The organism is Desulfosporosinus nitroreducens (assembly GCF_023897015.1).
Taxonomy (GTDB): Bacteria; Bacillota; Desulfitobacteriia; order Desulfitobacteriales; family Desulfitobacteriaceae; genus Desulfosporosinus; species Desulfosporosinus nitroreducens.
The window spans coordinates 85,886-99,089 of record NZ_JAMHFY010000019.1; the positions used below are offsets into that span (position 1 = coordinate 85,886).

A 13,204-nucleotide genomic window follows, 5' to 3' on the forward strand; every position below is an offset into this window, starting at 1 on the left:
CGTGCACTTACAGAGAGCGGGGGGAGCTGGAAACCCTGCAGAACGCAGTATAGCAAATGGACCGTTGAGGGCGCAATGAAACGGGTTTACCGGAGTATCCTGCGACGTAACACAGACGTTAACTTGTGGGGAATATGTTGGTATTCTTATGAGAGTGCAGGAATAAAAATTCTGCAAAGCAAGGTGGTACCGCGAGTGAATTAAGCACTCGTCCTTGACAATAATGTCAACGGGCGAGTGTTTTTTTTACTACCCAGAAAGTATAAGCTTTCGTTGCATACTGCAAGAAGGGGCTAATACGTGCGAAGACAGTGTCTTCGTCTGGAAGCATAAGTGCAACAATGGCGACCGCCTTCGCCTTGAAGGCTTGGTATTAGCCAAGTTTTCTAGTAATTCTTCTCGCCGTTGTTGACTATCGCCTGCCACTAGAAGAAAGGAGTGAATCATATGTTAAGACCAAGCTTAGATGAAGCTAGAAAGATTGCCCAAGGGTATACGATACTACCCGTTAGCAGAGAGATTTACGCAGATATTAAAACGCCTATAGCCTTACTGAAAGCAATTGATTCTATCAGCCACCGATATTATCTTCTGGAAAGTGTGGAGGGTGGCGAAGCTTGGGGCAGATACTCGTTTTTAGGGTTTGATCCCGTCACCCAAGTGACATGTAAGGATAATAGAATTGAGATCAATAATGGTACGCTTTTTAAGCTTGAGGGGCAAAATCCAACAGCAGTGGTCAGAGAAATCTTGTCTCAGTATAAAACCCCGCATTTTGATTTTCTCCCTCCCTTCACAGGAGGATTTGTTGGCTATTTTGCTTACGATTTCATCAAATATTTCGAAAAGACACTTCAACCAAAAAGCATAGACATCGATAACTTTAATGATATGGAATTAATGCTTTTCGACAAGGTGATTGCCTATGATCACTTAAAACAAAAGATCATTATCATTATCAATGTAAAAACTGAAGCTTTAGAAGAAGGCTACCGGAAAGCCAGCTTCGAAATCGATAATATCATCAAGTTAATAAAGCAAAACATTTCGGAGGCAGTTAGCAAGCCCGTCTTAAAGTCTGAGATTCAGTCGGACATTTCAAAAAGCAAATATGAAGAAATGGTTAGAAAGGCAAAGGAACATATCTTCAATGGGGATATTTTTCAAGTGGTACTATCGAGGCGTTTTACAGCTAAAATGGAAGGCAGTTTGATGGACACTTACCGGGTTTTAAGGACGACAAATCCTTCGCCGTATATGTTCTTTATAAAGACCAAAGATGTTGAGATCGCAGGGACATCACCTGAAACTCTGGTAAAGTTGCAAAATGGCCGATTAGCAACCTTCCCGCTTGCCGGAACCAGGCCGAGAGGAACTACGGACGCAGAGGATAAGCAGATCGAGCAGGAATTAATGCAGGATGAAAAAGAGCTGAGCGAACATAACATGCTGGTAGACCTGGGAAGAAATGACCTGGGCAGGATCAGTAAATTTGGCAGTGTGAAAGTGAAAGATTATCTTAAAGTTTTACGTTTTTCCCATGTGATGCACATTGCTTCAGAGGTGAACAGTGAGATAAGAGAGGATAAAGATGCCTTGGATGCGATTATGTCAGTATTGCCGGCGGGGACTCTTTCAGGAGCACCTAAGATCCGTGCTTGCGAAATAATCGAAGATTTGGAGAATGCTCGCAGAGGAATCTATGGCGGTGCAGTTGGGTATATCGATTTCTCTGGGAATATGGACACTTGTATCGCCATTAGAATGGCCGTCAAAAAGAATGATAACGTATATGTTCAGGCAGGGGCGGGTATCGTTGCTGACAGTGTTCCTGAAAGTGAATACCTGGAGTGTGAAAATAAGGCGATGGCAGTCATACGTGCCTTGATGCTTTCTCAGGAGGTGATGGACTAATGATTTTACTGATCGACAACTATGACAGCTTCTCATATAATCTTTATCAACTCATTGGGGAAATAAACGAGGATATTAAAGTGATGCGCAATGACGAGTTGAGTGTTTCTGAAATTGAAGCTCTGCAACCTACTCATATTGTTATTTCTCCAGGACCAGGTTTTCCCGCCGATGCTGGAGTTTGTGAGCAGACTATATTAAAGCTCAAAGAATCAACCCCAATCTTGGGGGTCTGTCTTGGACATCAAGCGATCTGTGAGGCCTTTGGGGCAAAAATTGTTCATGCCAAAAAAATGATGCATGGTAAAAAGAGCAGTATCCATATTGCTAACGGCAATGAGATTTTTAAAGGGTTGCCGCCGATCATCGAAGCAGCCAGATATCACTCATTGATTGCTGAAAAACAAGGCATCCCCGATGAACTACTGGTGATTGCCGAGGATCAAAGCGGGGAAATTATGGGTGTGAAACATCGAGATTATGAGGTGTATGGGGTTCAGTTTCATCCAGAATCTATACTCACACCGAAAGGAAAAATGATCATTGCAAACTTTCTAGGGTTAGGAGGTGCAAGTAAATGATCATGAATGCGATTTATAAAATAGTCAATGGACAAGATCTTGATCTCAATACAACGAAGGCCGTTATGGAGCAAATCATGAATGGAGAGGCTACCAATGCCCAAATCGGATCATTTCTGACGGCGATGAGAATGAAAGGAGAAAGCATCGAGGAAATAACGGCTTGCGCTATGGTCATGCGCGAAAAGTGCACGAAACTAAAAACGGGAATGGATGTTCTGGATATTGTTGGGACAGGCGGAGATGAAGCGAATACCTTCAACATTTCCACAATAAGTGCTCTAGTCGTGTCTGCAGCAGGTGTACCCGTAGCCAAGCATGGGAACAGATCTGTCTCGAGCAAATGCGGAAGCGCTGATCTGCTTGAAGCTTTGGGAGTGAAAATCGATATTAACGCGGAAAAAAGCGAACAAATTCTGCGTAAGATCGGTTTGTGCTTCATGTTTGCGCCAACCTACCATGCCTCAATGAAATATGCCGCGCCGGTCAGAAGAGAACTGGCTGTCCGTACGATCTTCAATATTTTAGGTCCACTGGCGAATCCAGCCGGAGCAAACACCCAACTTTTGGGGGTTTACGATGAAAATTTAGTGGAGCCTCTGGCTAGGGTACTATCGAATCTGGGAGTAAGGCGTGCCATGGTGGTACATGGACATGATGGCTTAGACGAGGTTACGTTATGCAGCACGACGACTGTTTGCGAGGTCTTTGAAGGCAAGTTAAATAGTTTCTTTCTTGATCCTGAACAGTTAGGTTTTAAAAAGTGTACACCGGAAGAACTGGTAGGCGGGAATCCTGATGAAAATGCCAGGATTGCTTTAGATATACTGAATGGAGAGAAGGGACCTAAGCGTGATATCGTCTTGCTAAACACTGCGGTCTGTCTATATATGTTCCATAGCCATACAACCCTTCGGGATTGCGTAAGGTTAGCGGGAGAAATCATTGACAGTGGGAAGGCGAAAGCCCAACTGGAAAGATTTATTGCCCTATCGAATGAGGTAGAATTATGATACTGGATCAGATAGCCCTTTATACAACAGGAAGAGTAGATGCATTAAAAAAGGGAAAATCATTCAATAAGATAGAAAAAGAAGCGCTGGCTATCAAAAATGAAAAACCTTTCGCTTTCGAAAAGGCGTTATCAAATAATGAGATGGCTTTTATCTGTGAGGTGAAGAAGGCATCTCCTTCTAAGGGGATAATCAGTGAATCTTTTCCATACCTAAAAATCGCTCAGGAATATGAAAGCGCGGGTGCGAATGCAATCTCCGTACTGACGGAACCGAAATTCTTCCTGGGCAGTGACAGCTACTTGAGCGAAATAAAGGCTCAAGTGAACATCCCTGTTCTGCGGAAGGATTTCATCATTGACAGCTATCAGATTTACGAGTCTAAAATTATTGGCGCGGATGCTGTACTGCTTATCTGCAGTTTGTTGGACACAAACAGACTAAGTGAATATATCCAGATAGCCGACAGTCTGGGACTGTCAGCACTTGTGGAAACACATACTGAAGAGGAAATTAACTCTGCCCTGAAGGCCGGTGCTAGGCTTATTGGTATCAATAATAGGAACTTAAAAACCTTTGAAGTTGACTTAAATACGACTGCCTCGTTAAGACATCTGGTGCCAAAGGAGGTGCTGCTTGTCTCTGAAAGCGGCATCCAGAAAACTGAGGATATTATGAGGCTACGTAAAAGCGATGTCGATGCGGTGCTGATCGGAGAGGCCTTTATGAGAAATGAAGATAAGGCTGCTGTCATGAAAAACCTGCGAGGGAAACGAGGCGAAGACGCATGACCAAAATAAAGCTATGCGGTTTGAGCAGAGAGTGTGATATTGAGGCGGTTAATGAAGCACATCCAGACTATGTGGGCTTTGTCTTTGCCGATAGTAAACGTCGAATTACGCCACAGGATGCTTTCGGGTTAAAAGAACTACTGGATGATAAAATTCAGACTGTCGGGGTTTTTGTGGATGAGACAATGGAACAAATCTTAGATATCTGTTCTATTGGTATTGTTGATTTTATTCAACTCCACGGACAGGAAAATGCAACTTATATCGAAAGGCTCCAGAAGGAAAGCGGAAAGCCCGTCATCAAGGCGGTCAGAGTGCGTTCAAGGGAAGATATCAAAGCAGCCGAGAGGTTGAACTGTAACTATCTCTTGCTAGATGCCTTTTCTGACAAGAGTGCAGGCGGAACAGGGGAAACCTTCGATTGGAAGGTTGTTGACACAGTTCAAAAACCCTTTTTCTTGGCAGGCGGACTAAACAGCAGAAATATATTACAGGCGATGAGTGCGGTCAAGCCGTTTGGCGTAGACATAAGCAGTGGAGTTGAAACCGATGGATTTAAGGATAGGGGTAAAATACTAGAAATAGTGAGATTGATTAGGAGTGTATAAAATAAGCAAAGCACGCCGACATTCCTCGGCGTGCTTATTGGCTGTGGCTAATTTTGCTTTATTTGAAATATCGGTCAAGTAATCCTTTAAAGGCTCTACCGTGACGAGCTTCATCCTTACACATTTCATGAACTGTATCATGAATTGCATCTAAATTGAGTTTCTTTGCTAAAGTAGCCAGGTCCTTTTTCCCTTGAGTCGCACCACATTCAGCGTCCACCCTTAGTTGCAGGTTTTTCTTGGTGTCTGCATCAACGACTTCTCCTAAAAGTTCAGCAAACTTCGCTGCATGTTCTGCTTCTTCCCATGCAAAACGTTTGTAAGCTTCGGCGACTTCAGGATAACCCTCCCGATCCGCTTGACGGCTCATCGCTAGGTACATACCAACTTCTGTACATTCACCTGTGAAATTAGCTCTTAATCCTTCGATGACTTCTGGGTCAACCCCTTGAGCGATTCCTACTTTATGCTCATCAGCCCACTCTAAAACCCCTTCAACTTTCTCTGAAAACTTACCCTTCGGTGCTTTACATTGGGGGCAATTATCGGGAGCCTCATTTCCTTCATGAATGTAACCACAGATAGCGCAAACAAATTTTTTCATTAAAATCCTCTCCTCTTTAGACGTTATTATTTATGGGGCATTAGGCGTTATTTACATTTCTTATTATATTATAATTATTCTAAAAGTCAACATATTTTTAAAAATATTTTTCCAAGCCCTTATTAACCTCACTTGATGATACTTTGAGTGACGGTCTTTCTTACTGCAGATTGGCTGAGAAATATTGTTCGAAAACTGCAATCATAAAGAAGTAGATCCCAGCTATGCTGGGATCTACTTCTTTATGGGATTTCAAACGAGTTTTCTTAGTCACTTGCTCTGCCTCTATCAATGCCGAAGAGTTTCTTAAAGTGTTGCGCTATCTAAAAGGGAATGCGATGAAATTGCAGGTAGAAACGAGTGGCAGGAATAGCTATATTCTGAAAAAGATTCTCGAGGAAGGGCTGGCGGATGAGGTCATCATGAATGTTGTGGGACCAGCGACACTTTATAGCCAGATCTTAGGGAAGGCAGTGGACGTAGAGGATATCCAAAAGAGTATGGCCTTGGTAGCTCAGTTTCCAAGTTATCAATATCAGACGACAGTTACTCCAGTTATTCGTCAAGGAGGGGAGGCGCCCGTGATCAGCTACCTTACAACCGCTGAAATTGCTGAAACTGCTCAGTTCATTGAAGAGGGAACAGGAAGTAAGAAAAATCCTTATCTAATTCGGTTGTTTAAGCCGGCAGAGTCGAAAAACGAACTTTTAAAGTCAATTGAACCACTCGTTTCGCTCTTTCCATACAGGACGGCTGCAAGAGCCTACCAAGTTTTTACCGATTTGGAAAGAACTTAATAATAAATCCAAAGACCTGTAGGTACTTGCAGGGAGGGATAACTAAATCTAGAAATCAGAAAGCCGGATAATCCGGCTTTTTGATTGTCAGTTAATAGTGTTATACAATATAATGGGAACTTTCCTATTAGCTCATGCATCTCAAACTTTCTTAATCTCGCTAATATTTATATCCGCTCCACAGTTTGGACAAAGGTAATGATAGCCAGGGATACTCATCTCGATCGACTCGATATCATTGTCGCTAAAGTCATTAATCTTGTCTATACCGAATTCCTTTAGCGTTACCGAGTCCCACTCAATCCCACTATGGACAGTATTACAGTAGGGACATTTATAATTCATGACTAACACTCACTTTCTTACATTCAATCCTATTCTAAGTCGTCTCTTAATCAATATTTACGGCTAGCTTTCTCATTATACTGCGAGCTTGTCGGTACTTCTCGTAGACTTCATTTGAAGGCAGTTCATCTCCATAAATCCGCCAACCTTGAGTTCTTTTATAGGGAAGGGGCAGAAGTCCCATGAAACCCAAGACATCCTTCAAGGGATATCCTAAAAAAACTCCGACCTCATGAGGAAATTTAAGCGATATTATCCTGTGCTTGAGAAGACTCAGATAGGCGTCCAGCGAGTATTGCTTAGGATAGTTCATAGTCATTAAAAATTCTTGAACAGGTTTTTGTCGCAATACGAAGTCTAACTTCTCCCTTTGATAAAAAATCACTTGCAGCCGCCCGTTCAATTCTCGGATTTTCTTGATCTGCAGAGCTTTTTGTTGAGTAAATAATTTTACAAATTCGATCCATTCCACTTCATTCGCTAAGGACACATTTAAGAGCACAGATGGTTTTATGCCCAAGACCAGAGGGGCAAGACTCTCAACTAGAAAGAGACTTTTCTCATGATAGGTTTTATCTTTCGCCCAAGTTATGAGTTTCCCCAAATGCTTAGTATTAAGCGGATCGAACTGTTCTTGCACGATTAACTCCTTATATAAATTTAGTCGTTATACTCTATATACTCTACGGTCAAATATTATTTTATTCTCTAAATTAGATTTAACATTTTATACAGGAACTTTTGATTGTTCATTAGTTACAAATCTTTAACAGGGTACTTGTAATCTATCACGACATACATAAAAATTTATTAAAATTTTCAGCAATTGAAGGTATATCCATTGACAAACACGAAGTTTAAATTTAGCAAAATAATCTTCCTCGGATTATTTCTTATTAAGATGTATGATAATAAGATTAAGAGAAGCTTTGTTAAGTTCGCTAGATGACTACTGACACAATATATTATTTCGAGTTATTTGATTCAAACAATAATGAACTTTAAAGGGGCGCTATTCATGGAACGTATCTTAATCAAGACCCATCAATTGACTAAACGGTATGGTCCCGTTTCGGTGGTCAAAGGTCTTAACCTAGAGGTTAAGGGCGGAGAAATATTCGGATTTCTGGGACCGAACGGTGCGGGTAAAACTACCACTATTAAAATGTTAACCGGCCTGCTCGATCCCAGTGAAGGAGAGGCTTTTATTTGCGACTATGATATTAGCAAACAGCCTACTAAAGCCAAGGCGCTGATGGCCTATGTGCCTGATCAGCCTAAATTATACGGTAAGCTGTCAGCACGGGAATTTTTATATCTTATTTCTGCTCTTTATCGGGTTCCTAAAGATGTCATGAAGGAAAGGGCGGAACAACTTCTGGGCATGTTTGGACTTAGAGACCGAGCTGATGAATTATTAGAAGGATATTCTCACGGTATGCGTCAAAAGGTAGTGTTAGCATCAGCACTCATCCATCAGCCGAAAGTAATCCTTCTCGATGAGCCTACTGTCGGCCTAGACCCCGCAAGTGCCCGCTTGTTAAAGGATGTCTTACAGGAGTTGGCGCGGCAGGGGGCAGCAGTTTTTGTTTCTACGCATATTCTTGAAATTGCTGAAAGAATGTGTCATCGTGTGGCAATTCTTAAGGATGGTCAGCTGATTGCTCAGGGGAGTCCCGAAGAACTTCGCCAAAAGGTTGGACATGGCGGGGAAAGCTTGGAAGATATCTTCTTGGAGTTAACTGGAGGTAATGAAAATGCTGATCTAATTAAAAGTCTGGAGGAGGGATAAATCATGAAAATAATATTACCTCCTCCTTTAAGCGATCCGCCACAAAGTCATTCTTTTGTACAAGACTTTATGCTGCTGCTTAAAAACCAAATGCGCGTGAGCTGGAATAAGATGCGTCATAGGCCAGTGGGCACACTGATTGGGATGGTTGTCCTTTTGCTTGGATTGCTCGCCATCCTAGGTTCTTTGGGTTATTTTGCTTATGGAGCCTTAAAGACAATGCCCCCTCAAACTGCCAAAGGGTTTCTATCATTGTTATTTATGGTTGGATTAGTCAGCCAAATTTTCTTTGGAATTACTGCCGCATTTGCTGCTCTTTATATGTCCGATGATTTAGAACTTCTATTCATGGCACCAGTCCCCATCAAGGTCGTTTTCGCAGTAAAGTCCCTGGCAGTTATCGGAAGTAACTTATTAACAGCAATATTGTTTGCTTTCTTACCGGGAGTCTTTTATGGCTTACTCTTTCAAGCGGGGGCCTCATTTTACATCCTGGTTTTCTTGGTAGGTATTGGGTTGTGGGCAATGGGTACAGCAATAGCTGAACTAATTAATCTAATAATCATGCGCATTGTACCCCCGCATCGAAGTAAAGAGGCCGTAGGCTTTATTGGAGCTTTGGCAGGGATTTTAATTGCGCTTGTATTTCAAATTCCTAATCTGTTGTTCAACAACCAGAGTGAGATCAACATAGGTGCTTGGATAGCCGGGCAGGAGCAAATGCTTGGCGCAATGGACTTTTTCCCTTGGGGCTGGGGTTCGCTTGCTTTAGTTGCAGGGATTTCGGGAAACTTCCTTGTCGGACTGGGATGGAGCTTGTTGATACTCTTAGCGGGTGCATTTCTTTTTATGATGGCATTTAATCTTGTCGAGCGGGGATTTCGCCGAGGATTCATTTCGCTTAGCCAAGGAGAAGGCGGCAGGCGTCGTAAAAAACGAATTGTCCCAGCGAGTGGGGAAGAGCATCACCAGCAGGAGTTGACTTCCTATTTAGTGTTAAAAGAAGAAGTTAGCGGTACTGCCTCTCCCTGGTTGGGAATGTGGGCGGTAGCCAAGAAAGATTTGCTTTCCATGAAACGTGACACTCGGGAATGGTTCGGTTATTTGGTTCCCTTAATCATCATGCTTTTCTTTGTCGCCCAATTTCTATTTTCCAAAGCAGAATCCAGCAGAGCTTCCTTAATAACGGTTTTGATTATGTACACTATTATGTTCAGCGGTAATTTGGCTTTACAATCTTTTGGCAGGGAGGGTGAATCCGACTGGCTTCTAAATAGTGTTCCACTTGCCGGATGGCCGGTGGTATGGGGGAAATTAGTGGCTGCTATTCTACCAACGTTGTTGTTAATGGAAGCCTTGTTAGTCGGCACTGCTTTAGCAATAGGTGTCTCCACAACACTAACTTTGGCACTGGCATTTGGAGCTGTGTTCCTTTCCCTGGGGTCAAGCGCCATCGGGCTCTTTTATTCCATTAATAACTGCCGCTATAATCCAGACTCTCCACAACAGCGTATTTCCCCTGGGGCGACCTTGTTTATGTATCTGATTAACTTATTCTTTACACTCTTATTGGCATTAGGTTTAACGTATATTTTTCTGCCTGATGAGCTAGTCGCGATTCTTCGGGATCTGCCGCCCGTAACCTTTGAAGGCGGTTTTTTGTCAGGCATAATTTATGCGTTATATCTCTTGAGCAGGCCGTTACTTTGGTCGACAACTTTGCGAATTTTACTGGGAATAGTCGTAACTGGTGGAGTATGGGCGTTGATGTTTTTTGGATTCATGGCTGCTACAGTTCGCCAGAGCAGGAAAGGCTTTCGGGTTGAACTCGTCACAGGCGGAAAGAAAAAGCGAAGTAAAAAACGTTTGTCTCAAGAAAAGCCTTGATAATTTAAGGAGGGGTCAATGTTGGACATAGCAGCCATGTCAATAGTGCTTAGTCATAACAAGGTTCAGGAACAGGCGGGTCTGGCCGTCATGAAAATGGCAATGGATGTTGCTGCGAATCAAAGTGAATCAATAATGGCTCTGGAAGGTATGAATGCTAGGGCCATGGAGACGTCTGTTCAGCCTTTCTTAGGAGCTATTCTAGATATTCAAGCCTAAAAGGACAAGAGAAGGGAACAAAGAGACAGGTGCCTGTTTTCAGATTGAAACAGCCTGTCTCTTTGTTAATTCCAAATTAAGAACATAAAAAAAACAAATTTGATAATACTAAACTTTGGGAATAAATTTGAGGGGGTTAATGATGAATAACAACACTGAAGGACAACAAGCTCAGCAAAGTGCACAACAGTTCGAACAACAAGCTCAACAGGCTCAACAGGGTGAACAAAAAGCCGAAAACTTCAATTCCCAAAATTCCGATCAAAGTACACAGCAAGGCCAATCCCAACAATTTCAAAATATGCAGCAAGGTCAAGCTCAACAGTTGCAGTCTGCACAACAGCAAAATCAAAATATGACGCAAGAAGAGATGAATCAGAGACAACAAGCTTTTCAGCAAAGTCAAAATCAACAAGGTCAGAGTTTTAAATGATTTTTAGTGTTAAAAGTCCGCCTAGTGCGGACTTTTTTATTAGTCGAACTCCCATGTCGCTGGTGGGGGACCACTGATGAATGGCTGATGAATGGAACCATTAAGTCCATCTATTTTACCCCTTGATATTCTGATTACAATGTAATACAATACCAAGAATGTCTTTACGAATTAATACTAAAAGAAGCAACTTGTGTTATCTTATAATTAAGATAGAAAACTGATTGATGGGGTAGAAGAGTTTGAAATCAATTATGCTTGGAATATTAGCATCGTTCTTTTTTGCAGTGACATTTGTCTTAAACCGTTCTATGGATTTGTCCGGCGGAAGTTGGATCTGGAGTGCAGTTCTAAGATATGCCTTTATGCTACCGCCCCTGCTTGTCCTTGTTTTGGCAAGGAGAAATCTAAAACCTCTCTTAATAGATATGCGCCAAAGACCTTTGATTTGGCTTGTATGGAGTACGATTGGCTTCGGGATTTTTTATGCACCTCTTTGCTTGGCGGCTGATTATGGACCGGCCTGGTTAGTGGCAAGCATGTGGCAGATTACGATCGTAGCTGGTTCTTTACTTGTTCCATTTTTTTATACTGCAATTCAAACAGAAACGGGGTTAAAGAAAGTCCGCTCATCTATACCTGTGAAAGGCCTTGCCATTTCATTGATCATTCTATTGGGTATTGGTCTGATGCAACTGCAACAGGCTCAGGTTCTTACGGCTAAAGAGATAATATTTGGAATTTTGCCCGTTTTAGTTGCGGCATTTGCTTATCCCTTAGGTAATCGTAAGATGATGGACGAGTGTGCAGGACGATTCGACACCTATCAAAGAGTCCTTGGAATGACGCTTGCGAGTCTGCCTTTTTGGCTCGTATTATCGGTAATAGGGGTAGTGAAAGTCGGACTTCCGAGCGGTAATCAGACGGTGCAATCGGTTATTGTCGCACTTTCGTCTGGTGTCATCGCAACGATTCTTTTCTTTTCGGCAACTGATATGACCAAGGGAAATGTCCACAAGCTTGCTGCAGTGGAAGCAACACAGTCAGGGGAAGTAATCTTTGCCCTTTTAGGTGAATTACTAATTCTTCATGGACCGTTTCCGACAATGTGGTCGATCGCAGGAATGCTTCTTATCGTTCTGGGCATGATCTTACATAGTTTCCTCGGTCAAGGGGAGAAAAGCTGATTGCCCTTTACGAAAGTTTACAGCAGTGGAGAAAAGGACTCATCGAAGCTACTAATAAATACTTTAAGGGGAGCGTATTACAATGCCTGAGAGGCGCGATATTCCTTTGAATGTATTAGCTTGTCAACGTCATATTTCTATTACGATAATATGCAAGTACAAGTCCGAAGGAAGAAGCAGAGATAAAATGAGATATGCCAGCAAATAAAGCACGGTTTTCTAAATGGGGTAACTTAAATCCAATCGCTGCTCCATATAAGAAAAACCATATAAATATGCTGAAAATCCACCCTTTAAATATGAGGTGATTATTGTCTCGTATTAGAATATAAAAGAGAATGCCAATAAATCCGGAAAAGAAGATTTGCGCTGATTGAGCAAAAATCCCTTCGCCAGTCCCTGACGCTAATTTACCAAGTAAAATAATAGAAGCCCAATCAAATAATCTTTCGTTATGGAAGCCACTATAATATATAAGCCAATCAATAATATTCATCACAATTGCACCAAATACTCCTCCGATAAAACCTTGTACAACTCTATCTCTCAAAATGGCATACCTCCTTAACGTGAGATATTATAGCCTGTATTAGAATTAATATTCAATGGAAAGTAAATTGTTAAATAACGGCTATACTCAGCACTCGGTTGAGGGGTTAATTCCTACTCTTTGCTAAATAAGAGCCCATAATAAAGGAATAAGGGAATAATCCGTTAATCTTCGGTAAAAGTAAAGGTAACTGAAGTTAATTATAATTATCTTATTTGCTTCATCAAGGATATTGGCCCTCGAAACTACTCTCAATATTAAGTTATTTATATTTTTAGTATAAACTATAGAATGGGGAGCGATTTCATGTCACTAGGTAACGCTAAAAGAACTGCTAATAAAGAAAAACGAAGAGAACTAAGGGAACAATTATCCCCAGAGAAAGAGGTTTCTAAAGACCGAAAACTATAATGGTCTAGGAAAACTCGACAAGATTTCTTGAAAAGATAATGAACCTGATATAATAAAACCACTAAAGAAAGC

15 protein-coding genes are annotated in these 13,204 nt (G+C 41.7%); 11 read left to right on the plus strand and 4 right to left on the minus strand.

Translation table 11 applies throughout. From position 1 onward, the window contains the following. Positions 1 to 447: 447 nt before the first annotated feature. The 5 genes from trpE to M8E35_RS18590 are packed head-to-tail and all read left to right on the plus strand — an operon-like array spanning position 448 to position 4,907. A complete protein-coding gene (trpE, locus tag M8E35_RS18570) occupies positions 448 to 1,914 on the plus strand; it encodes an anthranilate synthase component I (RefSeq protein ID WP_252471099.1) in 1,467 nt (488 codons plus the stop codon). Beyond that, positions 1,914 to 2,495 carry an anthranilate synthase component II gene (locus M8E35_RS18575; protein ID WP_252471100.1) on the plus strand — a complete coding sequence of 194 codons (582 nt, stop codon included), beginning with the start codon at positions 1,914 to 1,916 and terminating at the stop codon, positions 2,493 to 2,495. The genes trpE and M8E35_RS18575 overlap by 1 nt, the downstream gene beginning before the upstream one ends. Beyond that, positions 2,492 to 3,508 (plus strand): anthranilate phosphoribosyltransferase, encoded by a 1,017-nt coding sequence (gene trpD / locus M8E35_RS18580; protein WP_252471103.1) that lies wholly within the window; start codon positions 2,492 to 2,494, stop codon positions 3,506 to 3,508. The genes M8E35_RS18575 and trpD overlap by 4 nt, the downstream gene beginning before the upstream one ends. Then, positions 3,505 to 4,299 (plus strand): indole-3-glycerol phosphate synthase TrpC, encoded by a 795-nt coding sequence (gene trpC / locus M8E35_RS18585; protein WP_252471105.1) that lies wholly within the window; start codon positions 3,505 to 3,507, stop codon positions 4,297 to 4,299. Before trpD ends, trpC begins: the two co-directional genes overlap by 4 nt. After that, a complete protein-coding gene (locus M8E35_RS18590) occupies positions 4,296 to 4,907 on the plus strand; it encodes a phosphoribosylanthranilate isomerase (protein WP_252471107.1) in 612 nt (203 codons plus the stop codon). The genes trpC and M8E35_RS18590 overlap by 4 nt, the downstream gene beginning before the upstream one ends. Positions 4,908 to 4,965: 58 nt before the next feature. Here M8E35_RS18590 and M8E35_RS18595 read toward each other — a convergent pair whose 3' ends face one another. Further along, the gene (locus M8E35_RS18595; RefSeq protein WP_252471109.1) at positions 4,966 to 5,511 is read right to left on the minus strand and encodes an NADH peroxidase; all 546 of its coding nucleotides are present in this window, start codon (positions 5,509 to 5,511) and stop codon (positions 4,966 to 4,968) included. Between the two features lie 224 nt (positions 5,512 to 5,735). Between M8E35_RS18595 and M8E35_RS18600 the strand changes: the two genes are divergently transcribed. Continuing rightward, the gene (locus M8E35_RS18600) at positions 5,736 to 6,308 is read left to right on the plus strand and encodes a hypothetical protein (RefSeq protein ID WP_252471111.1); all 573 of its coding nucleotides are present in this window, start codon (positions 5,736 to 5,738) and stop codon (positions 6,306 to 6,308) included. Positions 6,309 to 6,449: 141 nt separating this feature from the next. Here the strand turns inward: M8E35_RS18600 and M8E35_RS18605 are convergent, their stop codons facing one another. Beyond that, entirely contained in the window at positions 6,450 to 6,653 is a 204-nt protein-coding gene (locus tag M8E35_RS18605) for a hypothetical protein (RefSeq protein ID WP_252471113.1), read from the minus strand. A gap of 46 nt (positions 6,654 to 6,699) precedes the next feature. Next, on the minus strand, positions 6,700 to 7,293 hold the full coding sequence (locus M8E35_RS18610; protein ID WP_252471115.1) for a DUF3793 family protein: 594 nt from the start codon (positions 7,291 to 7,293) through the stop codon (positions 6,700 to 6,702). Between the two features lie 378 nt (positions 7,294 to 7,671). Here M8E35_RS18610 and M8E35_RS18615 point away from each other — a divergent pair, with 378 nt between their 5' ends. From M8E35_RS18615 to M8E35_RS18635, 5 genes are all read left to right on the plus strand, one after another. Beyond that, positions 7,672 to 8,445 carry an ABC transporter ATP-binding protein gene (locus M8E35_RS18615; RefSeq protein ID WP_229246651.1) on the plus strand — a complete coding sequence of 258 codons (774 nt, stop codon included), beginning with the start codon at positions 7,672 to 7,674 and terminating at the stop codon, positions 8,443 to 8,445. Positions 8,446 to 8,448: 3 nt separating this feature from the next. Continuing rightward, on the plus strand, positions 8,449 to 10,332 hold the full coding sequence (locus M8E35_RS18620) for a putative ABC transporter permease subunit (protein WP_252471117.1): 1,884 nt from the start codon (positions 8,449 to 8,451) through the stop codon (positions 10,330 to 10,332). An 18-nt stretch (positions 10,333 to 10,350) separates the two neighbouring features. After that, positions 10,351 to 10,551, plus strand: a complete 201-nt coding sequence (locus tag M8E35_RS18625) for a YjfB family protein (RefSeq protein ID WP_252471119.1) — start codon at positions 10,351 to 10,353, stop codon at positions 10,549 to 10,551. A gap of 142 nt (positions 10,552 to 10,693) precedes the next feature. Further along, positions 10,694 to 10,984, plus strand: a complete 291-nt coding sequence (locus M8E35_RS18630) for a hypothetical protein (protein WP_252471121.1) — start codon at positions 10,694 to 10,696, stop codon at positions 10,982 to 10,984. Between the two features lie 254 nt (positions 10,985 to 11,238). Then, entirely contained in the window at positions 11,239 to 12,171 is a 933-nt protein-coding gene (locus tag M8E35_RS18635; RefSeq protein WP_252471131.1) for a DMT family transporter, read from the plus strand. A gap of 115 nt (positions 12,172 to 12,286) precedes the next feature. Here the strand turns inward: M8E35_RS18635 and M8E35_RS18640 are convergent, their stop codons facing one another. Beyond that, complete coding sequence (locus tag M8E35_RS18640) at positions 12,287 to 12,721, minus strand: hypothetical protein (protein WP_252471123.1); 435 nt, start codon at positions 12,719 to 12,721, stop codon at positions 12,287 to 12,289. Positions 12,722 to 13,204 lie beyond the last annotated feature (483 nt).